This is a genomic window from Enterocloster aldenensis (genome assembly GCF_003434055.1).
Lineage (GTDB): Bacteria > Bacillota > Clostridia > Lachnospirales > Lachnospiraceae > Enterocloster > Enterocloster aldenensis.
In genome coordinates, this window is sequence record NZ_QVEX01000009.1 from 108,866 (window position 1) to 135,845 (window position 26,980).

The following is a 26,980-nucleotide window of genomic DNA, read 5'->3' on the forward strand; positions in this document are numbered from 1 at the left end:
GACCTGGAATTTAATTTTTACCTTTTGCTTTTGCCCTGATATCAAATGTTACCGCCAGCAGGAGTATGAAGCCTTTTATTACCTGCTGCATATCTGTCCCGATTCCCAGTATGGACATACCGTTGTTAAGGACCGCCATGACCGCGGCGCCTGTAATCACGCCGATGATGCTGCCGGCGCCTCCGGAGGCCGCGCATCCGCCTATGTAACAGGCAGCAATGGCATCCAGCTCGTATGAGGTCCCGGCCTTGGAGGTGGCCACATTCAGGCGGCTGGTAACCACGATGCCTGCAATGGTAGCCATGAAGGAACAGTTTACATATACAAGGAACATGATGAGCCTGGTCTTTACGCCCGACAGCCTGGCCGCGTCCGCGTTTCCCCCGACCGCATACACATGGCGGCCCACCGGCGTCTTATCCGCTATATACGTATAAATCAAAGCAACAATAATCAGGATGATCAGTATAAAGGGGATTGCGCGGTACATTCCCAGTCCCATAAGGATGGCGCCCACTGCCAGCAGGACAGCGGCCAGCTTTGCCGCCATGATCTTGGCGGAAGATACCTCAAACCCATATTTAATCCTTGCTTTCCTTTTATTCTGTTCCGCCAGGATAATGGCTGCGGCAGCCGCTGCGAACAGCAGCACGCACAGGATATTGATACCGCCGGCCTTCATATCCGTTCCAACAAAACCAGAGGAAAAGTACTGGAAACTTTTGCTGAAGGGCGACAGGGACTGTCCCTGCAGGATTACCATGGTCAGACCGCGGAAGATAAGCATGCCGGCCAGGGTCACGATAAATGGCGGTATATTTAAAAAGGCGATGAAACATCCGTGGAACACGCCGATCAGCAGGCCGCACACCAATGTGACAATCACAGCCACAGGGGTCGGCACATTGTGTTCCACAATCATGAATCCAAGAAGCGCCCCGGAAACACCGACCACCGAACCCACCGACAGATCCACATTGCCTGTCAGGACACAGAAAAACATACCGATTGACAAAAAGATGATGTAGCTGTTCTGCATGAATATATTGCTGATGTTCATCGGCTTAAAAAGCACCCCGCCTGTTACGGTTCCGAAAAACAATGTGATGAGCACCAGCGCAATTATCATTCCATACTGCCTTAAATTGATGGCAGGAATCTTTTTATTATTTTTCATGACTTAACCCACCTTACTATTCTGCATGATTGCATTCATTATATTTACCTGCGCAATCTCGTTTCCTTCCAGTTCACCTACCACATAGCCTTCATTCATGATGTATGTGCGGTCACACATCCCAAGTATCTCCGGCATGTCCGATGAAATCAATATGACCGACTTACCCTGGGCCACCATCTCATTGATTACCTGGTATATCTCATATTTTGCCCCCACGTCTATGCCCCGGGTGGGTTCATCCAGGATCAGCACATCCGAACCCGCCAGCACCCATTTGCTGAATATGACCTTCTGCTGGTTCCCGCCTGACAGCTTGGATACATCCTGTTCCACGTTATAACACCTGATACTCAGTTTTTCCCTGTATTCATTTGCAGCCACCACCTCTTTGTTGCTGTTAATGGTGCCTCTTTCCACAAAGTTTCCCAGGCTGGGCAGGGTGATGTTATTGGTAATGGACTGTCCCTGTATCATCCCGTATGCATGGCGGTCTTCTGATACGTAGGCAATCCCGTTTCGGATGGCCTCCGGCACATTGCGGACCTGTATGGGGTTTCCGTTCATCCGCAGCTCACCGGATATATCCGTCCCGTAGCTCCTGCCGAAAATGCTCATGGCCAGTTCCGTCCTGCCTGCGCCCATCAGGCCTGCAATCCCAAGGACTTCCCCTTTCCTCACATACATGCTGATGTCGTGGAGTATCTGCTTTCCTGCGATTACCGGGTCATATACGTTCCAGTTCCTGATTTCCAGGCTTACGCCGCCAATGGCGCTTTCCCTGGCCGGAAACCGGTTGGTCAGCTCCCTGCCCACCATGCCCTTGATGATGCGGGCTTCGGTTATCTCATCCACTCCTTTGTATAAAGTCTCTATGGTTTCCCCGTCCCGGATAATGGTAATTGCATCGCAGACCTTTGTGACCTCCCTGAGCTTGTGGGAAATCAGGATGGATGTAATGCCCTGTTCCTTAAATTCCTGTATCAGGTTCAGCAGGGTGTCGCTTTCCTCGTCATTGAGCGCAGCCGTAGGTTCATCCAGGATAAGAAGCTTCACATTCTTTGATATGGCCTTGCAGATCTCCACCAGCTGCTGTTTGCCCACTCCGATGTTCTGTATCAGGGTATCCGGGCTTTCGTGAAGCCCCACAATGCCCATGAAACGTGCTGCCTCCCGCCTGGTCCGGTTCCAGTCAATGGACACGCCCCTTTTTATTTCATTTCCAAGATATATGTTCTCCGCAATGGAAAGGGACGGTATGAGGGCAAGGTGCTGATGGATGATTACAATCCCTTCTTTTTCACTGTCTCCAATGGAGCGGAACCTGCATTCCCTGTCATTGTAGTAAAAGTTCCCCTCATAGGTCCCCTGCGGATATACGCCGCTGATGATATTCATCAGGGTTGATTTGCCAGCCCCATTTTCACCGCACAATACGTGGATCTCCCCGCGCCTTACATTCAGTGAGACATTCTCAAGCGCCGTGACATTGCCGAACCGCTTAACCACCTTGTCAATCCTGAGTATGTAATCCTCTGGCATCCAGGTGCCTCCTTTCAATCATGATTCACCCATTATTTCTACGTAGACCGTCCTGCTCTGGGCGCCGTCAAATTCACAGAAAAAGATTTCCTGGGCGTCCCCCCGGACCATTTTACCGTCCCATACCGGGAAAACCGCATGGTTTCCCGTAAGCATGGCCCTTAGGTGGCCTGTGGGGTTTCCGGCCGTTGTGCCGTAGGAATGAAGCATCCTGCTGTGGGCATAATGCCCATATTCCGGAACCAGCCTCCACAGCATATCCTTCATGTCGCTCTGCAGGCATTCCAGGGCCTCGTTGGCAGTGATGCCTGTTGTTGTATGGGCTGTCATCACAAGGGCCATCCCCTCCCTGATCCCGGACTGTTCCACCAGTTCCTCCACCCGGTCCGTTATATTGATGAAATCATTGTATTTTGTTGTATGGATCACGAATTTCTCTAACCTAACCATGCCTGTTCCCTCTCTCCCAGGAATACCAACGCGTTGTCCTCTGTTATGAGTCCCACGGTTTCATCCCGCAAACCAAGTCTTTTTAAAGCTGCCAGCATCCTCATCTCCTCAAACCTGGGCATATTGGAACCGAACATCACCTTGTGGCGCAGGCTGCGGTCCAGCCACCCGTATCCCAGCTCCTGCTGAAACAGATATCCGTAAAATTCATAAGCGCTGTCAAAGTACAGGGCCGACGTATCCGCATACACATTGGGATACTTGAGGATCATCATGGCTGTTTCCTTCACCCATGGGAATCCCATATGGGCCAGGCAGAAACGCAGTTTTGGGAAATCCAGCGCAACCTCCTCAAAGTTCAGGGGATGGGAGTACTTTGCCAGTGTTCCCGGCTGCCATGTGAACCCTGCGTGGAACAGAATCGGCTTGTTATATTTCACACATGTTTCGTAAAGGCCGTACATCTTTTTGTCATTGGGATAAAAGCCCTGTTTGGAGGGGTGAAGCTTCAGCCCCGACAGGTTCAGTTCCCTGAACGCATATTCCAGTTTTTCCCCCGCATCCTCCTGATTGGGGTCCACGGAGGCAAACCCATAAAACATCCCCTCCCCCAGTTCCACCAGGTCCTTCATTTCCTCATTGGAAATCCGGTCGCCGGACACCGTGGAGTAATCATGGGGAAGAAGGAAGCACCTGTCAACTCCGGATGACCTCATCCGTTCCTTGATCCGCTTTACCTCAGCAACCCCGGTCTTATAATATGCCATATCGTTTCTGCGCCTTTGGGCCAATTCCTCATTCCCGCAGACCTCTTTTATGAATGCAGGATGATAGTGTGCATCGATTACCATATTGTCCTCCTTATTTAGCTGCTTTGTGATTCCGTATGAATCCGTCCACTTCTTCCCTGTATAAGGCGCCTTCCATGGGGCCTACATACATGGCCTGGAGGGCGCCGGCCGCATTGGCTAACGTACCCGCGTCCCGGATGCATTGTCCTTCCACAAGCCCTGTAATGAACCCTGCGCAGAATGAATCACCGCATCCGGTGGGGTCCTTCTCCTCTATGTGGAATGCAGGGATATGGCATACTCCTTCTGCTGTATAGACGTCACAGCCCGCGCAGCCCTTTTTCAGCACCACCGTCTTCCCCTGGGCAGCCAGGCCCCTGCATGCCTCCTCATCCGTATCCGTGCCCATCATCCTCCCCGCCTCCCCTTCACTGGGCAGGATAAGGTCGGCCCTGGTTATGAACGGCTTCATGATATCCATGATACCTGGTTGGTCATCCACGAAATTCGGGTCAAGACATACCCTGCTGTCAGCCGGTATGGCCTCCAGCAGCCTGAGCATTGCCTTTCTCCTGCCCACGTCGGATGCGATGCAAAGCACCTCCCCGCTGAAGTGTATCCACCTTGCTTCTTTCACGGCTTCCGCACAGATATCGCTTTCATTAAAATCGGAAAACGCAGTGTGCTCCATCACATTCAGGTATTCCCGTTTCCCATCCTTATCATATCTTACAAAAACAATTGCCGTGGATGCCCCATCCACCTTCCTTACATGTGACAGGTCAATCCCATCCCGCTCCAGCCGGTTTAACACCACGTCTGAAAATGCGTCTGTGCCCGCGGTTCCCAAAAAGCAGCACTTTAACCCCAGCCTGGACGCAACATCTAAAACAATACATGTATCCCCGCTTGGATAAGGGCCGGTAAAATCAGCTGGTTCTTCAAAGGAAACCCCTCTTTCCTTCCGCATGATTTCAACAATAGGAAAACCGACTGTTAACAAATCATACTTCATTGCTTCACCTCCAACACCATTTATTGTCCTCATATGTCATAATACATTCTAATACACTATTTGTCAATATATATTATAAAATTAGAATATATTTTTATTTTATAGCACTTTTAACTATATTATTTTATATTGTATTAATACATATCTATGTGCAACAAGGGAGGGGGAGCCTTGTTTGCACCGTATCATCTTGCCAAAAGCTGATTTATGTTGTATTATAATGTATTAAGAAAGGATTTTTGCCAAAGACTATTTTGGTATGATTAAGGTGAAGCATATGTTTAATTTCGATTCAAACAGCATTGACCCCACCAGCATGATTCCTCTGTATAAGCAGGTCGCCAATGTGATAACCGAAGAGATTGACATGGGAAACATAGCCGCCGGGGAAAAACTCCCCTCCGAACTCCTGCTCATGAAGGTTTTCAATGTCAGCAGGGTGACCATCAGAGGGGCAATCCTGGAATTGGTGTCGGACGGGCTTTTAATCCGCAGTCAGGGAAAGGGAACCTTTGTGGCCCCAAAGAAAAAGCTTCAGTCTGCTAACGATACAACAGGACTTACCGAGTCCTGCAGGCGCCTGGGCAAAGAACTGCACTCCCAGGTGTTATCAGCTGGTTATTCCTATGCGACAAAAGCCGAATGTGATTTTCTGAAAATTGATGAAAGTGAACAGATTATAGAAGTGGTACGGTTAAGGTTTATTGACAGACGCCCCACCGTGATTGAGACATCCCACTTTTTAAAGAAATATGATTTCCTTCTCCATGAGAATCTGGAAGGTTCCATCTTTGAATGCTTCAACAAACACGGAATATCCGTACATACCAGCCAGCGGACCCTGGAGATATCCACTGCCACTGCCTATGAGGCGGAGCTGCTTGAGACAAAGCGCAATTCCTCCCTCCTGCTGTTCAGGGATTTCCAGTCAGGCGGGTTTGATACCCCGCTGTTCGTTGCAAAACAGCTGTACAATACGCAGGATATGGTTTTTTATTTATAAGGCGGATGAGACGGTTTCCTATGAGGGTAAAATAAAACGGCTGCTGCCAGGACAGGTAATACACACCTGTGCTGACAGCAGCCGTTGTTCTTATCATGATCTTTGTCCTTATTAAAAGCTTCTTTTTGTCACCCAGTTCAGAACCCGCTCCCAAAGCATACGGTTGCAGTCCGACCCGCAGAAATCAGCAGGCATCCAATGTGGAGCGCAATCACTGGCCCATGCAAAGCTCCTGCCTTCCCCATATGTACCCAATGCAAGGATTGGGTCGCCCTTCCAGGATATCACAACATCCGCATCCGCCTTGGCAGCCAGCTTATTATATCCCAAAAGCGGCGGCCATTTTTCCGGCATCCCTGCCAGCAGCGGATGGCTCTGGGGGTCGATTTCCAGGACCAGTCCTTCCGGATGTTCCTCCCGGTCGTCCCCTTCCATCATGGTAACAGGCAGCAGTTCCTCAATAACCGTGTTATGCCACTTGCCCTTTCCCTCAATCCCCATAAAGGTCATATATCCCCCCATCATACCAAAGGCCCCGCCTTCCTCAACATATCGGGCTATGGCCTGAAGGCGGTTGGGAGTGGGTATGCTGCGGAAAAAAGTATCGGGATGCAGCAGGAATGTATTGGCCCCCACGTCGCTGACAATCACCACATCGTACTGTTTCAGTTCCTCTGCCGTGGATGGGAATTCCTGTAATACCAGGTGGGCAGGGATATGGGTAATCTCAGCATAATCCTTCATGACCTCCCTTACCCTGCCGATTTCTGTCTCATACCCGCCTATTGTAAACTGGTCAAATCCTTTTGTTTCTATGGTTGTGAAAAACCATGATTCCCCTGCAAACAAAACCTTTATTTTATCCATTACAGCCTCCTAGCATGTCCATTTCATTATCATCTTTGCATATGTTTCAATTGCCATTAAAAATTGGTCCTTGGGCAGGAATTCATTTACCTTGTGGGCAAAATGGCAGCTGCCGGGTCCATATACCACCGTGGGTATCTTAAGGATATTGGTCAGATGGCGTGCGTCACATCCGGCTGTCATGCCTGAAATCACACGTTTCCCGGTAACCTCCCCTGATATGTCCGCCAGCGTCTGTACCAGGGGATGTCCGGTGTCTGTCTCAAATGGGGAACAGTCCTGATACCACTGCAGTTTCACCGGATGCTCCTTAAGCCAGCCGTCCCCCTGGCACATAAGGCCGATATGCTGTTCCACTTCCCGGGCCACCTCGTCCTTGTCCACGGTATGGCGGACGCCAAATGCGTCTGTCTCTGAAGGAAAATATTCCACATCAAACTTCAGCCTGCAGCTTTCAGCCACCGTGGAGGCAGCAACCCCTCCTTCTATGCAGCCAATATTGATTGTGGGCGGAGCCAGAAGGGGATGGCGTTTGGTCGTCATCCATTTTGTCTCCAGCTCCCGGAGTGAGTCAATTACCTTTGTCATCTTATCAATGGCATTGACCCCAAACCCTTTCAGGCTGGCATGGATGGGAATGCCTTCCACGTCCGCCTGTACCAGCCATGCGCCGCGGTTTGCCGCAAACACCTCCAGGTTCGACCCTTCTGCAATGATTGCCCCGTCAGCCCGGTATCCCCTGTCAGCACAGGCCAGGGTCCCGTTTCCTCCGCCTTCCTCGTCCACCACACTCTGGACAAGGATGTCGCCCCTGGGCTTTATCCCCATGGAGAGCACCAGTTCCAATGCCAGCACAAGGGCGCTTAGACCGCCTTTCATATCATCGGTTCCCAGCCCGTACAGGCGTCCGTCCCGTTCCGTCATCTTCCAGGGGTCTGTCTCCCAACGGTCCAGGTCCCCGGATGGCATGGTATCCATATGACCATTAAGGATCAGGGACTTCCCTCCCCCGGTTCCCCTGTATGTCCCCACCACAACCGGCCTTCCCGCATAGCTGTGGCCCTGATTATAGCCCGGATATGCCTTCATCCGTTCATTGTCCGGTTCAAATATATCTACCTCGCAGCCAAGGCGTTCCAGGAACCCGGCCATATACATCTGCGCAGCGCCCTCCTGCCCATCCTCGCCATGACGTATGACAGAAGTATCAAAGCCCACCAGCTTACTCAGAAAGTCCAGATAATAGTCCTGCTTCCCATATATCATCTTCTTTAGGTCATCCATCCGTCTGCCTCCCTGCACATGAACCTGTTTTGGGACCCAAGCCCGCCATGTGCACTAATTGCTCTTAATCCTGTCCAGGCCAACCGCTATCACGATAATCATACCCTGGACAATCAGCTGCCAGTTTGTGGAGATATTCATTAAATTCATTCCATTGGTTATGATCCCCATAATCAATGCACCCAAAAACGTTCCCCACAGCCTTCCCTTTCCGCCCGTGGTGCTGGTGCCGCCGATTACACAGGCCGCAATGGCATCCAGCTCCAGCCCGTTCCCCGCGCTGGGCTGGCCTGAGAACATCCTGGATGAAAGGATGATTCCCGCAATCCCTGCCGTAAGCCCGCAGATGATATAAATCAGGATTTTATTCTTTACCACCGGAACACCGGAAAGCCTTGCCGCCTCAATGTTGCCTCCGATGGAATATGCACTACGGCCGAATTTCGTATATTTAAGCACTGCAAAGCCAATCACATAACAGACAGCCATAATCACAACAGGGACCGGTATAGGGCCTACGTATCCCCGTCCGATTACCTTGAAGCTGTCAGGGAGCCCGGTGATGGAATAGGAATTGGTAATGACAAGGACAATGCCCCTGGCAACGTTCAGCATGCCCATGGTCACGATAAAAGACGGGATTTTTGCAAACACATGGATTGACCCGTTGATTGCCCCGCAAAGGGCCGCCGTACATAATGCCAGAAGGATGGAAACCGTCATCCCAAAGCCATCCCTCAGGCACATGGTAACAATAATCCCGGACAGGGCGCAGATAGACCCCACACTCAGGTCTATCTCTCCTGAAATCAGTACAAACGACATACCAATCCCGATAATTGCCACGATTGTCACCTGCCGGATGACATTGATGATATTATCCGGGGTCAGGAACACGGGCCGGATAACGGATAATATGACAATCAGCAAAGCAAGTATCATAAAAATCCCCATATCGTTCCAGCTTACATTGATTTTGCTGCTTCTTACCTTCTCCATCTTATCTGCCTCCTGTTGCGTAACTCATAATCTTTTCTTGTGTTAATTCTTCTTTCATCAACATGCCAGCTACTTTACCTTCACACATGACATAGACCCGGTCACACAACCCGATGATCTCCTGCATTTCTGAAGAGACCAGTATGATGGATTTCCCCTCTCCCGCCAGCTTTACAATAATGTTATAAATCTCCATTTTCGCATTTATGTCAATTCCCCTGGTAGGTTCATCCAATACAATGATATCCGGGGCACAGTTCAGCCATTTGGCCAAGACCACCTTTTGCTGGTTCCCCCCGCTCAGATACTTAGCCAGCTGCTTTTCTGACGGGGTTTTTATCATGAGACTGTCAATATAATATCTGCACAGCGCCTTTGCCTTCCCTATGGAGAACAGCCCATGGTTCATGGAATTGTCCATTTTTGCCATTACTACATTATCCATCACGGACAGTTCCGTTACCAGTCCTTCCCGTTTCCTGTCCTCCGGGACAAAACCGATTCCCCTATGGATGGCGTCCCCAGGAGAGTGGATGGGAACTGTCCTGCCATTTATCATTATCTGTCCCTTGGATTTCGGGTCGGCGCCAAACACGGCTTTCAGGGTTTCCGTACGTCCGGCTCCCACTAGCCCGGCAAATCCAAGGATTTCCCCCTGTTTCAGATAGAAGGAGACATTCCTGACCTCAGTACCGCTGCTGATATCCCGGGCCTCCAGGACTATATCGCCGATTACATTGTGTTTGCCTGGAAATACCTGTGAAAGGGAACGTCCCACCATGTACTCAATCAGCTTGTCCACCGTCACATCCCGTATCATACCGCCGGCAATATAGGCGCCGTCCCGCATCACTGAATATGAATCACAGATTTCAAAGATTTCTTCCATGCGGTGGCTGATGTAAACCATGGTTATCCCTTTCTTCTTCAGATTTGAGATAACCTGGAACAGTTTTTTTGTCTCTCCTTCTGTCAGCGCTGAGGTCGGCTCATCCATGATTAATACCCTGGAATTCAGGGAAATCGCTTTGGCAATCTCCACCATCTGCTGCTGCGCCACGCTCAGGGAGGACACTGCCGCCTTTGTGTCTATATCCACATCAATCTGTTTCAGCACATCAGCCGCCTGGCTGTTCATCTGCTTCCAGTCCACAAAAATCCCTCTTTGCGGCTGCCGGTGCAGGAAAATATTTTCAGCAACAGACAATTCCGGAATCAGGTTTAATTCCTGATATATGATGGCAATGCCCAGCTTTTCTGAATCACTTGTGTTTTTAATGGTTACTTCCCTGCCATCCACAAGGATTCCTCCTGAATCCTTTGTATATGCCCCTGAAAGGATTTTCATGAGCGTTGATTTACCTGCCCCGTTTTCCCCCATCAGGGCGTGTACCTCACCGCGCCTTATCTGGAAACTGATATCCTTTAAGGCCTTTACTCCGGTAAATGATTTGTTAATCCCCCGAAATTCCAGTATATAATCATTCTCCACGTGCTCACCACCTTATGTTGTTTAAAATAAGCAGTCTGCTTCCAGTATGATGTTCGAGTATGGGGTAAATTCCCCTGTCCGTATGACAGCTTTCGCCTTTTTAGACAGCTCCTTTACCTCTGCGTGAGGACGTATCTCCAATGGGAATTCCTTACCCACGGCCTCCCGGATTTTAACCCCCATCTGCGGGCTGACTTCCTCCTGCTCCATATCAATGATTCCTTTTGCCACCAGCATTTCACTCATAACAGCTTTCAATACATCGATAAATGATGGAACCCCGCAGACCACCGCCAGGTCAATCAGCTTTACCCCTTCCGGTACCGGCATTCCCGCATCGCCTATTAATATAATGTCCTCATGGGCCAATTCCGCAATGGTCCTTGACAGTTCCCCATGAAGCAGTCCTATTTTCTTCAATCTTACGCCCTCTCTTTCCCCTGTTCCATCCATTGGTTTTCCCTGGCCGGTCCTTGTCTGGACCGTATCCTGCCTTACTGAAGATCCTTCAGGTAAAGAATGCCGTCAGCCGTATAAACGCCAACTTCCACCCCAATTTCCTTATCCAGGGTTTCCCCATTTAATACTCTGGTCACGCTTTCCACACATGTCTGTCCCAGCTTATCAGGAAACTGGATGATGCTTCCCTTGTAACAACCTTTTTCTGCAATTGCAGCCTGCTCCTCTTCGCTGGCGTCAAATCCGATAATCGATATGGCCCCATCCCTTCCGGCTGCCTGGATTGCATCATATGCGCCCAGACCGCCCTGGGCGCTGTAGGCAAATACCAGATCGATTTCAGGATTCGCGGTCAGCAGATCTTCCATGGTGCTCATGAACGCTTCCCTTGTATCCGCGCCCTGCTCCGCAATGATTTTTGCATCCGGCATTATCTCTGCAATGGTTTCCTTAAAACCGTCAATACGTTCCACGGCCGCGGAAGACAGCGGGTTAGTCAGCAGGACGATATTCGGGCTCTCCCCTTCATACTTGTCAGCGGTCCATCTCGCAGCCAGTTCACCGCCCAGGAAGTTATCCGAACCAATATAGGTTACATATGTCCCGGCAGACGGCTTCATGTCCACGGTAATGACCGGGATGCCCTTTTCCTCCGCGGTTTCCAGTGCAGTCACGATACCCGCCGCATCCACTGCGTTCAATATGATTGCATCCACATTCTGGGCGCAGAAGTTTTCCACGGCATCAATCTGTGTCTGTAAATCAAGGGCCGGATCATTAAATACAATCTTATAATCATCCCCGGCAGCTGCTTCTATTCCCGCCTTCATATCCTGAAAGAACTCATATTGCAGTGTCATCAGGGATACGCCGATTACTTTCTTCCCGTCCCCCTTATCTGCTGTTTTCTGGCTTTCCTGCTGCGTGCCCTCAGACCCCGTTTGTGTGCCGGCAGTACCTGCGCCGTTCCCCGCCGGCGTACTGCAGCCGGTGACTGCTGTCATTACCAACATTGCTGCCGTTACCGCCATTGCCATCATTTTCTTCATTTCTTTTGTCCTCCTTCTCCATAAGTAACTCTTCCTGTTTCTTTTTTATCTCTTTATCACATTCAACTGTTCCAGAAGGTCCAGTGAAATCCTGACCATGACGCTCATGTTCTTGAATTTGCTTTCCTCAAAAATGTCTTTCGGGGAATGAAGGATCCCCTGATCATTAAATGTCAGCATACAGGCCGGAATCCCGGCTGAATAGTAAGGTTCCTGATCGCTTCCCGGCGGAGGCGGACACTTGTATAAAGCGTCAAAATGTTCGCTGCTTTTTTCGAGGATTGCGCGTATCTTCCTCTCAAACGGTTCCGGCCCGCTCCAGACTTCCAGCACCTCTTCCCGGCCAACCCCGTCAATACACAGGACCATCCCGATGTCATCGTCCGCACACTGCCGGCATCTGTGGCGCGATCCCACCAGATTAAACTCCTCGCCGTCCGTAAGCAGCAATTCAATCCGGGTATTCAGGTGATAATTATGTAACTGTCTCCCGATTTCCAGAAGAACGGCTGCGCCGGAAGAATTATCATAGGCTCCAGGCGTATTGTAGACAGTGTCGTAATGGGCGCAGAGCACTACCTTCTTATTCCCCTCTCCCAGCAGGCCCACCACATTGTAGCATCTGGCATCCGGCAGCTTCCTGCAATGGGCATGGCCCCTGACCACTGTATGGTTTCGTGCCGCCGCCTCAAAGAAATCTTTTTCCTCAATTCCCACAATGTAATGGGGCAGTTCGCTGTGTCCAGTGAACAGCATCTGTGGAATCGCTTCCCCATTTCCCCTGACCGTAATGTATGCCGTGATTTCCCCGGATTTGTCCACCACCGCATAGCGGTCCCATACATACATGTTCCAGATACGGTTGTGCCCCGCAAATATCAGCCTTCCCTCAAATCCGTCCGATGCGCCGCTGCCAAGAAACAGATAGGACTCAAGTCCCCTTGGGGCAGGCGATACTATCTCCAGATTCCAGTTTTCCACTTCCCATGCTTCTGCACCATAGCTTTCCTGGTAAGCGTCCGGAGTCAGCTTTTTCATCTCTTTGGTCAGATAATCGCTGCATTGTTTCAATGAAGCTGAACCAAAGGGCCTGGGACCATAGGATATGATCTGTTTCCAGTTTTCCTTCATCTGTTGATAATCTTCATTCTTCATACACCATTCTCCTGTCAGCGCCGCGTCCTGCCCGGCATGCCTGGCTTATAAAACGCGGCCCATAAATATTTATATTATGTTGAATCCCTTACAAGCAGCTCAGACTTCAATACAACAGATTTGGGGGAATATGTATCCCCTTCTTTCATTTCCATACGCTCCAACAATATCTGCGTACCAATCTTCGCAAGCTCCATGACCGGCTGCCTGACCGTGGTCAGGGCCGGGGTCACCAGGGACGCAACCGTAATATCATCATATCCAACAAGGGCCATGTCCTGGGGCACCTTATAGCCATTCTGTGACAAGTAGCGCAATGCGCCAATCGCAGACATATCATTGGCGCAAAATACAGCGCGGGGCGGCTCCTTAAGCTGCATCAGCCGTTCCATGGCTGAATAGCCGCCTTCCAATGTATAGTGACCATCTACCTCGTATTCCTTAACCGGCTCATACCCATGTTCCCGCAGCGCTGCCTGATATGCTTCTTTTCTCTGGACCGCCATCATGGAAGCCTGGTTTCCCCTTATATGGGCAATTCCTTCATATCCCTTTTCTATCAGGTAATCAACTGCTGCGTAAGCGCCTGAATAGTTGTCAATCTTTACCGAATCAAACCGGCTGTCCCCGGAATCACGCTCCAGCAATACAACGGGCACCCGGATGTTCAGGTCCGTCAGGTGCTGGACCGGAAGATTGACGCCCACAATCAGGATTCCATCAATCCTTCTCTGCTCCAACATCCTCAGACACTCGATTTCCCGGTTAATATCCAGATTTGAATCACACATCAGGATATTATACCCGGAATCCCTGAGTTCGGTTTCAATCCCCTGTATCATCTGCAGGAAAAACGGGTTTGCCAGATCATTGATGACCAGCCCTATGACCTTGGACGCCTTTCCCTTCAGGCTCCTGGCCGCATTGTTCGGCGCATAGTTCAGCTGTTCAATCGCATCTTTGATTCTTTCTTTTGTCTCGTCCGACATATGTCCCCGGTCCTGTTCATTCAGATATCTGGATACAGATGTCTTGGAAACCCTGGCTAATTTTGCTACGTCAATAATCGTTGCCATCTCATACCTCCGCTTTCATCACTGTCCTGTCCTTCTTTTTAAGTCCCGCCCGGGAGGGGGAACGTTTCCCTAAATGGTTAAAATAAAAAGAAGGAGTAGTCACTTATTCTTCTTCGGATTAAGTATACTATATATATTTTTTTTTGACAATGCTGTTATGGAGGCAGCTTATGATCCAGCCCGATAGGGGAACGTTCCCCTAATTGGGTAAAAGCGTAAGGGATTCTTCCCTTTTGGATTAGGGGAACGTTTCCCTTGCTATGTAAATGATTATAGCATAATCTTTAAACTTGTCAATACTATTCTGAAAAATTTATTTATGCTGACGCCCCTCTGTCTGTGGATGTCCCGGTCTTCTCTAAAAAAGGACTTCATACATCCCTGCATGAAGTCCTCTGAATCTGCTATTAATATAAATTAATCACAGGTATATGGCATAAGGGCGATATGACGTGCACGCTTAATAGCTACAGTCAGGGCTCTCTGATGCTTTGCACAGTTGCCGGTGATACGGCGGGGAAGGATTTTACCTCTCTCGGATACGTATCTCTTTAACTTGTTAACATCCTTGTAATCAATTGTGCCGTTCTTATCGCCACAGAATACACAAACTTTTTTTCTTCTGCGCATTCCGCCTGGTCTTCTCATCTTAGCGCCATCTGGTCTATCTGTTTTATTAAATGCCATTGGTGTTGTCCTCCTTTATTATTCAACCATGGAACATCCTAGTTAAAGGGAAGCCCTTCGTCCTCCACTCCATCCGGAATGTTCATAAACCCATCACCAATCGCACTGGTAGGAGCCGGTCTCTGAGATGGGGCTGACTGTGCATAGCCGCCCATGTCAGATGCTGAGCCCTTACTGTCTGCGAATTCCTGGTCATCAAGGATGACCTCGGTGGTGTATACTTTCTGACCTTCTTTATTCACATAGCTTCCTGTCTGAAGTCTGCCGGATACAAGCACACGCATGCCCTGACGGAAATACTTCTCCGCAAATTCCCCTGCACGGTCAAATGCCACGCAGTTGATGAAATCTGCTGTCTGCTCCCCGCCATCCTGGCCTCTGCGTCCTCTTCTGTCTACAGCAAGGGTATACCTGGCAATAGCCATGGAACGCTCTCCCTGTGAATATCTGACTTCCGGGTCTCTTGTTAATCTTCCCATTAGGATCACTCTGTTCATACGGTCACTCTTCCTTTTTCTTCCCCGCAAAAGCGGGTTGGGTATATCTTATGCGTCTACCTTAACGCATAAGTATCTAATCACTGGTTCCATAATACGAATGTGTGCTTCTACTTCATTCGGGCATACAGAATCGGACTCAAACTGGATGAAGTAGTAGAAAGCTTCATGCATCTTCTGGATCTCATATGCAAGTCTCTTCTTACCCCATTCATCTACATTGGTCACGGTGCCACCGAAACGTGTGATGTAACCTTTCACCTTTTCCAGTGCTGCTGCACGCTGATCGTCTTCAAGCTTCACATTCAGAACAACGGTTAATTCATACTTGTTCATCTTGCTTTACCTCCTTGTGGTCTCTGGCCCCTGCTTTCAGTAACAGGAGCAAGGATATGATATGTCACGGAGTATTATTTTACCAAACTCTTTGGACAAATGCAAGGAGTTTCTTTATTTTTCTTCAATAATTTTCTTCCATGAACCATGATTTCCTGCGTTCATTCCGTTTTCTTAGCCAGTCCCCTGGTATTCTTCTCCACCAGTCTCCGGGCAACCATGATCTGGTGTCCGCAGCCCATGCATTTCAAACGGAAATCCGCGCCCACGCGGAGGATTTCCCATTCATTGCTGCCGCATGGATGGGGCTTTTTTAACTTTACAATATCTCCGACTTCGTAATTCAGTTTTTCCATTGTCCACTGCTCCGGTTTCCATTTTATGAGTTTCTCCCTATGCCGGCTAAAACCTGCTCTATACGCGCAAGTTCCTCCTGCCCAAATACCGTGTTCTTTAAGGCCGCCACATTATCCTCCAGCTGACCGCAGCTGCTTGCCCCGATAAGTACGCTTGTGACCTCAGGACGCCGCAGGATCCAGGCCAGGGCCATCTGGGCCAGGGTCTGGTTCCGTTCCTTTGCAATACAATCCAGCTCACGGATTCCCGCCAGTTTCTCCTCGGTCAGGTAATTCCCCCTTATGCCGGTAACCTCCCTGAAAGCCCTGGAACCCTTCGGGATACCGTGAAGGTATTTGTCCGTCAGGGCGCCCTGGGCCAGGGGGCTGAAGCAGATACAGCCCACCCCTTCCTGGTCCAGCAGTCCAAGAAGCCCGTCTTCCACCCACCGGTCCAGCATATTGTAACGGGGCTGGTGAAGCAGGCAGGGGGTATGGTTGGCCCTCAGTATCCCGATTGCCTTCTTTGCTTCCTCCGGTTTATAATTGGAAATCCCTGCATATAGGGCCTTTCCCTGCCTGACCGCATCAGACAGCGCTCCCATGGTTTCCTCCAGCGGCGTATCCGGGTCCGGACGGTGATGATAAAACACGTCCACGTAGTCAAGCCCCATCCGTTTTAAGCTGGAATCCAGGCTGGCTGTCAGATATTTCCTGGAGCCCCAGTTCCCATAAGGTCCGGGCAGGAAATCATAACCCGCCTTGGTGGAAATGAACATCTCATCCCTGTACCGGCCCAGGTCTGATTTGAGGACAGCGCCGAAATTCTCCTCTGCCATCCCATTGGCCGGATGTCCGTAATTGTTAGCCAGGTCAAAATGTGTGATGCCCAGGTCAAATGCCCTGAACAGGATTTCCTTCTGCTCATCCAACGGTTTTTCCAAACCAAAATTCTGCCACAGCCCCAGGGATATCCTGGGAAGAAGCACGCCGCTTCTTCCGCAGCGCTTATATTCCATGACCTGATACCTGTTTTCTGCCGCCTTATATATCATGTATCCTTCCTCCCTGTCTCCTCTTCCCTATTCCCTGTCTGTCCCCCGCATGTCTTCACACCTGTCACGGCGCCAAGCACCTCCCCAATCTGGTCGCTGATGACCAGATCCGCCTGGGAGTCACGGGAAGTGGCCCCTTTGTTAATCAGTACCAGTTTACTGCCGCGGTAATAATCAATCAGCCCTGCTGCCGGGTACACGACCAGTGACGTGCCGCCGACAATCAGCACATCTGCATTCCGTATGTATTTTACGGCTTTCTGTAAGGTCCGGTTGTCCAGTCCTTCCTCATACAGCACCACATCCGGCTTAATGACGCCCCCGCAGCTGCAGTGCGGTACGCCGTTACACTTCACCACATAATCCAGATCATGGAACTCCCCGCATCGTGTGCAGTAATTCCTATGTACGGAGCCGTGAAGCTCCAGGACTTCCCGGCTTCCCGCCATCTGGTGGAGGCCGTCGATATTCTGGGTTATCACAGCCTTAAGCTTTCCAAGGGCCTCCAGATGCGCCAGGGCCTTATGCGCCGCATTGGGCCTGGCCTCGGTAAACAGCATCCTGTCTTTATAGAAACGGTAGAATTCCTCGGGATACCTGACATAGAAGCTGTGGCTGATGATAGTCTCAGGCGGATACTTATACTGCTGGTTATAAAGCCCGTCCACGCTCCTGAAGTCAGGGATGCCGCTTTCCGTGGACACACCCGCTCCGCCGAAAAACACGATATTGCTGCTTTCGTCCATCCACTCCTTAAGCTGCTGCCATTTTCCGTCCATAACTTACTTCCCCCTCCTTATATTATTATAGAAATTATTACAGAAGCACTGTTTACACAACCTCATCCAGGAAAACGCCTCTCAGCGGCCGTACAAACCGCCACCAGTAAGGAATCTCCCCGCTGTCCGACTCCGTAACTGCATCCAGCGCACGGTATCCCAGCAGCCAGGCTGTCAGCTGTTCAATTGTAAGTTCCAGAACCTCCGTGGATACCAGTGTGTCACCGCAGCCTTCCATGGTCTCAAAGCCTTCCATGGTCCCAAAACCTTCCGCGGTCCCGATACCTTCCATGGCGCCAATACCTTTCATCCTCTCAAGCCTGGAACCATCCCTTCCCAGCCGCCACCTCCAAAGCCCGTGGTTGCCATCCACCAGCCGGTCCTTAATCCTTATCAGAACCTCCATCCTGGGGCAGGGACAGTCTTCATTCACGGAAATGGCTTCCGCCATGGCCGCCACATCCGTGATACGGGCCATGATTGCAGGTTTAGATGCCGGAAGGCCTTCCGGCGTCCCAACCCATTCGTCCCTGTCACAGTAGAGGAACCTCTGCTCCTGCTTTTCTTTTCCCCAGACCGCCCTCAGGGCTGCCAGCTTCCCCTGTCCGTCCAGGTATCCATACACCTGTCCGTCTTCGCTGTCAAGTTCTGCCTGGAGCATCTGAAGATATGCGCTGTCACGCTCTGCATATACCTGGAAACGCCCGTTCAGCCAGCGGTCCATCCAGTCAGCCAGGTCCATTCCCACTGCTGCCGGGCTTCCATTGTGTGCTGCATGCCCATTTGCCGTCCCTGTATATGCCATCTCCGCCGCAGCTACATCTGCCACGGCTTCCCCGGCCGCCTCTGCCGCCCCATCCAGGCGTAACCCAATGACCTGCATTCCTTTTGCCGCGTCTTCCCGCAGCGTCCACACGGGCTGGTCAAAGATATATACAAACCCAAAGGGCCTGTATATGTCCGGGGAAGCCGGCATCAGATAGCAGAAAGGGGTGTGCGCCTCGTGCATGTCCTGAAGCATGGCCGCCAGGACATCCCTCATATGGCCCTGGTGGCGGCTGTCCGCAGCGGTTGCCACACCCACGATATAGGGCAGGACATACATCCTGCCCCCGACCCTTACCTTATAAGGGTTCAGGTGCGCCATGGTCAGCAGTTTCCCACCTTCATCCTCCTTTACAATAACCTGGCTGTCCGAAATCTTCTTACCAAAATAGTAATCCAGGAATTCCTCTGAATCCTCAGGAAAAGCCTCCTTCCACAACGGGATGCATTTTCCATATTCATCCTTGTCCAAATAACGTATCATCGTTTCCTCACCATATATTTTCTTGCAAACCCAATGGGATTATAGCTCATCTTGGCCTTTCTGAGACCTTCCATCCCCACATCATCCTCCCGGTTCACCAGGGCCACATCCGGGAACTCATGGACCAGGAACTGCTGGTTAATGAACTGGTACAGTCCCTTGATATCCGGGTTTGCCTTTTCAATATGGATGACCGCCATATTCTCCCGTTCATTGAGACTGCCGATGGTAAAGGCCTCCATCTGCCCGTCCACATAAACAGCAGCCATCCGCACGCTCAGGCTGGAGCAGTTCTTCAGTATCTCATGGATACCGGCAACCTCATATTCCAGGGAATCCTCCAGGGCATCCGCATCCGCTTTTTTCTGCCTCCAGCGCTCCATGAACTCCCATACCTCATGCCGGTCCGAGCAGCAAAGCCGCCTGTACTCATACCGCCCCTCATACTCCCTCATAAAGGCATTCAGATGGTTCTTTTTCTTGTGGAGTTTCTTCCCTGCCAGGGTGCGCATGGCCTCCCCGTCATACAGGTAGTCCTTTAAGTCCACCTGCTCCTCCACCTCATATTCCTTGGGGTCCAGCCCCAGATACTGCACCGCCTCCTCATCAGCCAATGCAATGTAAAAGGGCTTATGGAGCACCTCAGCAAAATACTCCTCCAGCTGATGGAAAAAATAAGGCAGGTCTTCCTCCCTGCACATGGGCATGGCGGTAGAAACCTGTCCATCCCTTTCCATCAGCCACAAAGCAGCCCTGTCCTCACTGACCGCACACTCCACATGATAATAATCCTTCCACAAAAAGCAGTCCAGGAACACACTGTCACATGCTTTATTAGGCCTCAGACCATAAAAAGGCTTGAGCTTTTCTATATCCCCGGCCACTACGGGCTTGAAATCAAGCTTCATAAAATTACCTCTCTTTATTCGTATGACTGTTGTTAGTATACCATAATTTCCAATACTAAAACAGGATTTTTAAGATTGGTTTTTTGAAGCTGAAAAAGGTTGCGGAGGGTACGCAGCCCCCGCAACCATATCATACGCCAAGCATACTTAAGCCTATGGCCCGTGATTTCACTAACACGGTGCAATCTCCTTTACCAGCAGAAGCCTCTGCCCCTGCTTCACCTGCTCATCCGCCAGTTCATTGGTGGATATGATGGTGCCAATCGTGGTGTGGAACTTTTTGGCAATGGTCCAAAGCGTGTCGTCCGGCTGGACAATGTATCCCACGATTCCAGGCAGTTCCTGAAGCTTCTGAAGATCCATGGGATTGACGGCAGCACTGGTGATCACGGGCTCGCATACAGGCTGCAGCACCAGGAAATCCAGGGCAACCACTGCCTTTACCTCTACCATGTCGCCGCCCATCATGACCGCGCTCAGCTGTTCCAGGCCTGCGTCCAGCTGGTATACGCTGTCCCCCCGGATTCCCCTGGCCTCGGCGGTGCAGTGGAATGGCACCTGCTCCACGGATGACTGTACCGGAGAGGTATCATCGCTGGTAAGATATAACAGGGTCACTTCCAGGACGCCGTCTATCTGCAGGCAGTCCTCCCCCACTTCCACGTCGTCCAGCTTGATGGTCCCTTCGTTGTGGCAGATCTGGAGGATGCGCTCGGCCTGGGGCAGTTTCAGCTTTTCCGCCACCTTGGACTTGCATACGTTCCTGGTCAGTATCTGGTCAAAGCATGCCTCAGTCTGGGTAAGTTCAATCTCACGGTTGTTGGAATACATGTCGCTTAACAGCTCAACCTGCTCTTCCTCGTACAGCTTGATATCCAGTTCCAGGACAGCGTCCACATCCATCTCACGCATTTCCCCGTCATAGTCCGGCTTGGCTTCCATGTCCTTGTGGGCCAGGCGTACGGTTACCATGGGAATCTGCTCTTCCTTCACATCGCCCATTTCCATATCGCCTGAGAACGGCAGGGTCTCTTCCATCCACTGCATGGGCATGTTTTCATCCTCAGCGCTGTATATGACAAACACGCTCAGCTCACCATCCAGATGCAGACGGCCGTCCAGGGGTTTAACGGTTATGTCCCGAAGCTTCATCTCACGCCACAGAAGCTGGCCGATGTTGGGCTTTCCGCCTGTAAGGCTCAGTTCTTCCTTGATGCGGTATGTATCCTTGCGCCTGACTGCAATGGCTGCCGCGGTGGCTGTCCGCTTCAGCGTTTCCACCTGTACCTGTCCCGATGCATCTGTATCCGACAGACCGGCCCCTGCCCCGCGGCTCTGGCTTTCCATGTCCACATCTACCGCGGCTTCCACATCCCTCAAGGTCTCCACCCGTACCTGGAGCGTGATGATGGCCTGGACCCCCAGCTTCCTGGAGTTAATCATATCCGTATTCAGGTCCTCCAGCATCCAGTTCAGGCCCACATAATCCTTTTCCTCCAGCCCAGGGACATTGACCACTTCCTCAAACGGGATGTTTCCTCCCAGGGTCTGAAGTCCGCCTGATTCCCTGCGGTACAGCACCTGAAACTCCAGTTTACCCTTTACCGCCACCTTATCCCCCTGGTTTTTTACTGTCTCAATCTGTATCTCACCGGTGTCCAGCATCACCTGTTCCATATCATCCATGGTATCCGGTACAATAAAGTCGTCATCCAGTGTGATCTGCGTGGTAACATTTCCCTTCCATTGGTTCATATGTATCTGCTTCTTTATTAATTCCATAAAAACACCTGCCATCTCTCATAGTCTTTTAGAAAAATCTATGCGGACAGCAGGTGGTTTATGCTTTATATCTTATCTTTCATCGTATTTGTCCATAAAATGATGGCGCACGCCCTTCTGCACATATCCAAGGCAGGCATCCAGATTGATATTCTCCACGCTTTTCATGATGTTTGCATCGATAAAGGGACTGATTTTCCTGAGGGAACGGATTAATTCCTTCATCTCCTGGCGCTTGGAGGTGTGGACGATATCCGCCCCATTCCCCGCAATCCCCCTGGCAGCCTGTTCCTTTGCAGCCTGCTCCGTGAACCGGCAGGCACATTGGAGGAAATGCAGGCCATTGTAATCTTTCCAGTTCAGGATATCCTCTTCCTTTACAAAATAAAGGGGACGGATCAGTTCCATTCCCTCAAAATTGGTGCTGTGGAGTTTCGGCATCATGGTGTTCATCTGTCCTCCGTAGAGAATACCCATGAGTATGGTTTCTATGGCGTCATCAAAATGATGGCCCAGAGCAATCTTATTGCAGCCCAGCTCCCTGGCATGGGCGTACAGGTACCCCCGCCGCATGCGGGCGCAGAGATAGCAGGGCGACTGGTCCACATCCACCACGATATCAAAGATATCTGAATCAAAGATGCGGACCGGTATATTCATAAGGGCTGCATTATCCTCAATCAGTTTCCGGTTGTCAGGATGGTAGCCCGGGTCCATGACAATGAACTCCAGCCCAAACTCCGTGCTGCTCTGTCTTTTAAGCTGCTGAAGGCACTTGGCCAGCAGCATGGAATCCTTGCCCCCTGATATGCAGACAGCCACCTTATCGCCGTCCCGGATCATCTTATACTCCTGAAGCCCCCTGACAAAGGGGCGCCAGATCTCCTTACGGAACTGCTTGATGATGCTCCGCTCTATATCCACATATGGTGCTTCATTCTTCATGACTGATATGGTTTCTCCTGTGTTTCTTTATCCTGTATACCCTGCCCTGCGTCTTTTCGGGAAGGGACTTCTGTCCCCCGGGCCGCCAGGGCCTGCTTCAGGTACGCGATTTCCTGTTCCATCTGCTCCATCCGGTTCCTCATATCCTCATATTCTTCCAGTGTCAGGCTTCTCTTATTCTTCGGTATGGTGACGCCGTCCTTTTTCACCGGGCGCGCCGGTATCCCCACCGCGGTCACATTATCCTCCAGGGGTTTCAGGAGCACCGCGTTGGCGGCAATGGAGCAGTTATCCCCCACCTCAAATGCGCCCAGGATCTTGGCGCCCGCCCCGACCATGACATTGCTGCCAAGGGTTGGATGGCGCTTTCCCTTCCTGGTGCCCACGCCGCCCAGGGTGACTCCCTGGTAAATCGTACAGTTATCCCCCACCACTGCGGTCTCCCCGATGACCACGCCGGTTCCATGGTCAATGAGGATCCCATGGCCCAGCTGGGCGCCCGGGTGTATCTCTATCAATGTGAAAAAGCGCGCTATCTGTGAAATCAGCCTGGCTACAAAAAACATCTTATGCTGGTAAAACCAGTGGGCAAACCTGTGCCATATAAGGGCATGGACCCCCTGGTAAAGCAGGAACACCTCCAGTGCGTTTCTGGCAGCCGGGTCCCGTTCCTGAACGGCCTTAATGTCAAGCCAAATATCTTTGAATATCATAGCATACTCCACCCTCTCTTTAACAAGTTAAAACATTGGTGCTGTAACACGACATTTACCGAAAAACATAAATATCGTATAGTATAGCATATGATATCCGATTTAAAAAGGATTTTTTACTGGAATACCACAGGATTCTCCAAATATTCCGTCTTGATTACAATATATGGGAAGGATTGCTCCGTGCCTGCATTTTCCCCCTTCTCAGGCCCCTTTAACTCTGTGTTGATCACAATGGAATTGTCGGTCAGGTAAAGTTCGTTTACGCTGATGCTGTACCCGCCAGTGGGCTGCACCCCATACCCCACTGCAATGTACAGGTTCTGCTCATCGCTGTATGTAAGCTTGAAGGGCTGCTGCTGTTTTTCAGCAATCAGTTTCTTAAGTTCATCCGGTACATCCAGGTCCCCTGCCACCGTAAAATCCAGGTCCCGGACCTTATCACCGTCATCCTTTGAAGCGGAACAGCCTGCCAGCCACAGTGACGCGGCAACGACCATCAGCAGTCCCAGGTACATTTTTCCTCTGATAAATGCCTTCATGTTAATAAAACCTCCCGGAATATATGATACAATTACTATCAATATATTCCGGAAGGTCCTGATTATTCTTGATTCTGCTTTGGGTGTGCCTGAAAATGCCTGGGCAGGCCCCTATACAATCTTCCTGATCCAGCCCTCAGGCGCCCTGGTGGTGCCCATCTGGATGCCGGTAAGGGTTTCATACAGCTTCCTGGTAACAGGTCCCATCTCATCCATGCCGCTGGGGAAGCAGATTTCCTTTCCATGGTCCACAATCCTGCCCACCGGGGAAATGACGGCAGCAGTGCCGCACAGGCCGCACTCTGCAAAGTCAGAAAGCTCAGCCAGCTTCACAGGCCGCTCCGTTACCTTAAGGCCCAGGTAATGCTCGGCCACATGGACCAGGGAACGCCTGGTGATGGAAGGAAGGATGGAGTCAGACTTAGGCGTGACTACCTCACCGTCCTTGGTGATGAACAGGAAATTAGCGCCGCCCGTCTCTTCCACATAAGTCCTGGTGCCCGGGTCTAAGAACACATTCTCATCATAACCGGCCGCATGGGCAGTGACAGAGGCATACAGGCTCATGGCATAGTTGAGCCCTGCCTTTACATGGCCTGTTCCATGAGGCGCCGCCCGGTCAAAATCACTGACGCACAAGGTCAGGGGCTTTGCGCCGCCCTTGAAATACGGGCCTACCGGGGTGGCGAACAGACGGAACTGATACTCATCCGAAGGCTTGACGCCGATAACCGGACCTGAGGCAAACATATACGGCCTTAAATACAGGGTTGCGCCGCTGCCAAAGGGAGGCACCCATGCCGCATTGGCCTTCACCACCGCATCCACTGCTTCCAGGAACCTCTCCTTTGGAAACGGAGGCATCTCCAGGCGGGCCGCGGAGTCCATCATGCGCTCTGCATTCAGGTCAGGGCGGAAGGTGACAATGCTTCCATCCTCAGTGGTATATGCCTTAAGGCCTTCAAAACACTCCTGACAGTACTGAAGGATGCCCGCGCACTCATTAATCACCACATTGGAGTCAGCGGTCAGCGCTCCCTCACCCCATGCGCCGTCCTTATAATCAGCCACATAACGCATGTCTGTCGGCATGTAAGTAAATCCTATATTTCCCCAGTCCAGGTCTTTCTTTTCCATAATCAATTCCTCCGTTCAGGTAGATGTAGCTTGTTTTGTTGAACACATTATAATCGTATTAAAGGGTAAAATCAATGGGTTATGGGGAAATATGGTATACAATTCGTGCATATCAGCCATAACCGGTCCCAAGCGCGGCTTATCCCTCTTCCCCCGCCCCAGGACCAGGAGTTTCCCCGCCTTTTTTTGAAACCGACTCCCGGTACTTTCCCGGGGTCATCACCTGGAACTTGAGGAAATTGCGGGTTAATGTCTTTACATTATTATATCCTGTCAGGGAAGCTATCTCTGCAATGGTTTTGTCAGTGTCCAGGAGAAGTCCGCATGCCCGGTTTATCCTCACGTAATTCAGGAAGTCCGAAAAACTCTTTTCTACCTGGTAAAACAGGATGGTGTTAAGCTTTCTCACGGTAATGTCAAATTTACGTGCAACTGACTGCGGGGTCAGGTTCCCGGAATAGTGCTTATAGATATACTCCACAATGGAATATGCCTTCCTGCTGTCCCTGATGTTGCAGATACTGCCTATCTTCTGATATGTCTTTCTGAATTCATTTGCCTTCAGGCCGATCCTGGCCGCAAAAACCTTGCATATATGGGAGCTGTCCACAAATCCCAGTATCTCCGCCAGCTCATCCATTGTAAAATCCGTGTACAAAAGGTAGGTGATTGTTTTCCCTACACGCATCTCATTCAGGAGGTTTGGGAACGTCAGCCCTGTTGTCTGGACAATATAAAGGCTTATGGAGGATTCACTCATATAAAATGTCTTTGCCAGGGTTTTAAGTGTCAGCTTTTCACTGAGATGGTGATACATATACTGGAGGATTTCCGTGCGGTCTGCCGGGGCGCTTACCTCTGCGGCCTGACTGCTGTTGGCCTTGCCGATCCTCCAAAGATTGATGATCAGTTCAATCAGTTTGTTGGTGATGAAAAGGCTGCCCAGTTCCGATGCCACCGAAGTCTCCAGGGATGGGACGGCGCCTCCCCCCAGTTCATCCCTCAGCTGGAGGAACAGCTGGTGCATGTACTTGGCCTGCCCGGTGCTGCAGTATATCACAGGATTTTGGGACAGGTCCTCAATCAGGTTCAGGGGGCCGTGGCCAAGATTGTATAATGACTTTATGATGTCATTGACTCCGTCAAAATAATAGACCAGCAGGAAGTACTGGATGGGTGAATCCACCTGTACGATATCCGATACCTGCCATGGCAGGACGGACACCAGGGTTCCCGGCTTTAACTCATATTCCTTCCCCTGCAGCTTCAGGACACCTCTCCCTTTGTTAATCAGCCAGAAGCGGGACATCTGATGAATGATTGGAGTCGTTGGTTTATCCAGCACCTCATAATAAAACTGACACAGCCTGTGGGAGTCATAATCTGAAAAATATAAATCCTGCATCTTTATAATATTCGACAATACCATCCCTCCTCATGAACCATACATGTATTATACTGTTATCTGTTTACCATTGCAAGGAAGGGGGTGGGATGATATGACCCAAAAAGGACATTTTCGTCCGGTTCATTGGTACGAATCAATAAAAATTCAAAACACGTGATAAATATAAAACACCCGATTAATTGCACAGT

General features: G+C 50.6%; 28 protein-coding genes. 1 reads left to right on the top strand and 27 read right to left on the bottom strand.

Annotation, left to right across the window (positions count from 1 at the left end):
* Positions 1-10: 10 nt before the first annotated feature.
* The 5 genes from mmsB to DWX59_RS17860 are packed head-to-tail and all read right to left on the bottom strand — an operon-like array spanning position 11 to position 4,975.
* Entirely contained in the window at positions 11-1,177 is a 1,167-nt protein-coding gene (gene mmsB / locus DWX59_RS17840; protein ID WP_117560566.1) for a multiple monosaccharide ABC transporter permease, read from the bottom strand.
* Between the two features lie 3 nt (positions 1,178-1,180).
* Positions 1,181-2,719 (bottom strand): sugar ABC transporter ATP-binding protein, encoded by a 1,539-nt coding sequence (locus DWX59_RS17845; protein WP_117560567.1) that lies wholly within the window; start codon positions 2,717-2,719, stop codon positions 1,181-1,183.
* Between the two features lie 18 nt (positions 2,720-2,737).
* Complete coding sequence (locus DWX59_RS17850; RefSeq protein WP_117560568.1) at positions 2,738-3,169, bottom strand: secondary thiamine-phosphate synthase enzyme YjbQ; 432 nt, start codon at positions 3,167-3,169, stop codon at positions 2,738-2,740.
* Positions 3,157-4,020 carry an amidohydrolase family protein gene (locus DWX59_RS17855; RefSeq protein WP_117560569.1) on the bottom strand — a complete coding sequence of 288 codons (864 nt, stop codon included), beginning with the start codon at positions 4,018-4,020 and terminating at the stop codon, positions 3,157-3,159. The genes DWX59_RS17850 and DWX59_RS17855 overlap by 13 nt, the downstream gene beginning before the upstream one ends.
* Positions 4,021-4,030: 10 nt before the next feature.
* On the bottom strand, positions 4,031-4,975 hold the full coding sequence (locus DWX59_RS17860; protein ID WP_165642712.1) for a sugar kinase: 945 nt from the start codon (positions 4,973-4,975) through the stop codon (positions 4,031-4,033).
* A gap of 277 nt (positions 4,976-5,252) precedes the next feature.
* Between DWX59_RS17860 and DWX59_RS17865 the strand changes: the two genes are divergently transcribed.
* Positions 5,253-5,978, top strand: coding sequence for a GntR family transcriptional regulator (locus DWX59_RS17865; RefSeq protein WP_117560628.1), 726 nt, complete (start codon positions 5,253-5,255; stop codon positions 5,976-5,978).
* Positions 5,979-6,089: 111 nt separating this feature from the next.
* Here the strand turns inward: DWX59_RS17865 and DWX59_RS17870 are convergent, their stop codons facing one another.
* The 22 genes from DWX59_RS17870 to DWX59_RS17975 form a co-directional block, all read right to left on the bottom strand.
* Positions 6,090-6,845: a glutamine amidotransferase gene (locus tag DWX59_RS17870; RefSeq protein ID WP_117560571.1), complete on the bottom strand. Its 756-nt coding sequence runs from the start codon at positions 6,843-6,845 to the stop codon at positions 6,090-6,092.
* A 9-nt stretch (positions 6,846-6,854) separates the two neighbouring features.
* The gene (locus tag DWX59_RS17875) at positions 6,855-8,129 is read right to left on the bottom strand and encodes an ArgE/DapE family deacylase (RefSeq protein ID WP_117560572.1); all 1,275 of its coding nucleotides are present in this window, start codon (positions 8,127-8,129) and stop codon (positions 6,855-6,857) included.
* A 54-nt stretch (positions 8,130-8,183) separates the two neighbouring features.
* Complete coding sequence (locus tag DWX59_RS17880; RefSeq protein ID WP_202048813.1) at positions 8,184-9,128, bottom strand: ABC transporter permease; 945 nt, start codon at positions 9,126-9,128, stop codon at positions 8,184-8,186.
* A gap of 1 nt (position 9,129) precedes the next feature.
* Positions 9,130-10,620 carry a sugar ABC transporter ATP-binding protein gene (locus DWX59_RS17885; protein ID WP_207660441.1) on the bottom strand — a complete coding sequence of 497 codons (1,491 nt, stop codon included), beginning with the start codon at positions 10,618-10,620 and terminating at the stop codon, positions 9,130-9,132.
* 21 nt (positions 10,621-10,641) lie between these two features.
* The gene (gene rbsD, locus DWX59_RS17890) at positions 10,642-11,040 is read right to left on the bottom strand and encodes a D-ribose pyranase (protein WP_025484097.1); all 399 of its coding nucleotides are present in this window, start codon (positions 11,038-11,040) and stop codon (positions 10,642-10,644) included.
* 74 nt (positions 11,041-11,114) lie between these two features.
* Entirely contained in the window at positions 11,115-12,128 is a 1,014-nt protein-coding gene (locus DWX59_RS17895; RefSeq protein WP_117560573.1) for a substrate-binding domain-containing protein, read from the bottom strand.
* A gap of 45 nt (positions 12,129-12,173) precedes the next feature.
* A complete protein-coding gene (locus tag DWX59_RS17900) occupies positions 12,174-13,283 on the bottom strand; it encodes a M28 family metallopeptidase (protein ID WP_117560574.1) in 1,110 nt (369 codons plus the stop codon).
* Positions 13,284-13,357: 74 nt separating this feature from the next.
* Positions 13,358-14,359, bottom strand: coding sequence for a LacI family DNA-binding transcriptional regulator (locus tag DWX59_RS17905; RefSeq protein ID WP_117560575.1), 1,002 nt, complete (start codon positions 14,357-14,359; stop codon positions 13,358-13,360).
* Positions 14,360-14,776: 417 nt separating this feature from the next.
* Positions 14,777-15,046, bottom strand: a complete 270-nt coding sequence (gene rpsR, locus DWX59_RS17910) for a 30S ribosomal protein S18 (RefSeq protein WP_002568382.1) — start codon at positions 15,044-15,046, stop codon at positions 14,777-14,779.
* Positions 15,047-15,084: 38 nt separating this feature from the next.
* Positions 15,085-15,543 carry a single-stranded DNA-binding protein gene (locus DWX59_RS17915; protein WP_117560576.1) on the bottom strand — a complete coding sequence of 153 codons (459 nt, stop codon included), beginning with the start codon at positions 15,541-15,543 and terminating at the stop codon, positions 15,085-15,087.
* A 48-nt stretch (positions 15,544-15,591) separates the two neighbouring features.
* Positions 15,592-15,879, bottom strand: coding sequence for a 30S ribosomal protein S6 (gene rpsF, locus DWX59_RS17920; RefSeq protein ID WP_117560577.1), 288 nt, complete (start codon positions 15,877-15,879; stop codon positions 15,592-15,594).
* A gap of 161 nt (positions 15,880-16,040) precedes the next feature.
* Positions 16,041-16,235 carry a DUF951 domain-containing protein gene (locus tag DWX59_RS17925; protein WP_117560578.1) on the bottom strand — a complete coding sequence of 65 codons (195 nt, stop codon included), beginning with the start codon at positions 16,233-16,235 and terminating at the stop codon, positions 16,041-16,043.
* Positions 16,236-16,258: 23 nt separating this feature from the next.
* Entirely contained in the window at positions 16,259-17,266 is a 1,008-nt protein-coding gene (locus DWX59_RS17930; RefSeq protein WP_117560631.1) for an aldo/keto reductase, read from the bottom strand.
* Entirely contained in the window at positions 17,266-18,048 is a 783-nt protein-coding gene (locus DWX59_RS17935; protein ID WP_117560579.1) for an NAD-dependent protein deacylase, read from the bottom strand. Before DWX59_RS17935 ends, DWX59_RS17930 begins: the two co-directional genes overlap by 1 nt.
* A gap of 52 nt (positions 18,049-18,100) precedes the next feature.
* Positions 18,101-19,357 carry a GNAT family N-acetyltransferase gene (locus DWX59_RS17940; protein WP_117560580.1) on the bottom strand — a complete coding sequence of 419 codons (1,257 nt, stop codon included), beginning with the start codon at positions 19,355-19,357 and terminating at the stop codon, positions 18,101-18,103.
* Entirely contained in the window at positions 19,354-20,265 is a 912-nt protein-coding gene (locus DWX59_RS17945; RefSeq protein ID WP_117560581.1) for a DUF2156 domain-containing protein, read from the bottom strand. The genes DWX59_RS17940 and DWX59_RS17945 overlap by 4 nt, the downstream gene beginning before the upstream one ends.
* Before the next feature lie 171 nt (positions 20,266-20,436).
* Positions 20,437-22,047 (bottom strand): DUF3794 and LysM peptidoglycan-binding domain-containing protein, encoded by a 1,611-nt coding sequence (locus tag DWX59_RS17950; RefSeq protein ID WP_117560582.1) that lies wholly within the window; start codon positions 22,045-22,047, stop codon positions 20,437-20,439.
* A 72-nt stretch (positions 22,048-22,119) separates the two neighbouring features.
* Entirely contained in the window at positions 22,120-22,992 is an 873-nt protein-coding gene (locus DWX59_RS17955) for a tRNA 2-thiocytidine biosynthesis TtcA family protein (RefSeq protein ID WP_117560583.1), read from the bottom strand.
* Positions 22,989-23,705 carry a serine O-acetyltransferase gene (gene cysE / locus DWX59_RS17960; RefSeq protein WP_117560584.1) on the bottom strand — a complete coding sequence of 239 codons (717 nt, stop codon included), beginning with the start codon at positions 23,703-23,705 and terminating at the stop codon, positions 22,989-22,991. Before cysE ends, DWX59_RS17955 begins: the two co-directional genes overlap by 4 nt.
* A 116-nt stretch (positions 23,706-23,821) precedes the next feature.
* Positions 23,822-24,247: a protease complex subunit PrcB family protein gene (locus DWX59_RS17965; RefSeq protein ID WP_117560585.1), complete on the bottom strand. Its 426-nt coding sequence runs from the start codon at positions 24,245-24,247 to the stop codon at positions 23,822-23,824.
* A 111-nt stretch (positions 24,248-24,358) separates the two neighbouring features.
* Positions 24,359-25,384 carry a branched-chain amino acid aminotransferase gene (locus DWX59_RS17970; protein WP_117560586.1) on the bottom strand — a complete coding sequence of 342 codons (1,026 nt, stop codon included), beginning with the start codon at positions 25,382-25,384 and terminating at the stop codon, positions 24,359-24,361.
* A gap of 139 nt (positions 25,385-25,523) precedes the next feature.
* The gene (locus DWX59_RS17975) at positions 25,524-26,807 is read right to left on the bottom strand and encodes a helix-turn-helix domain-containing protein (protein WP_117560587.1); all 1,284 of its coding nucleotides are present in this window, start codon (positions 26,805-26,807) and stop codon (positions 25,524-25,526) included.
* Between the last annotated feature and the right edge of the window lie 173 nt (positions 26,808-26,980).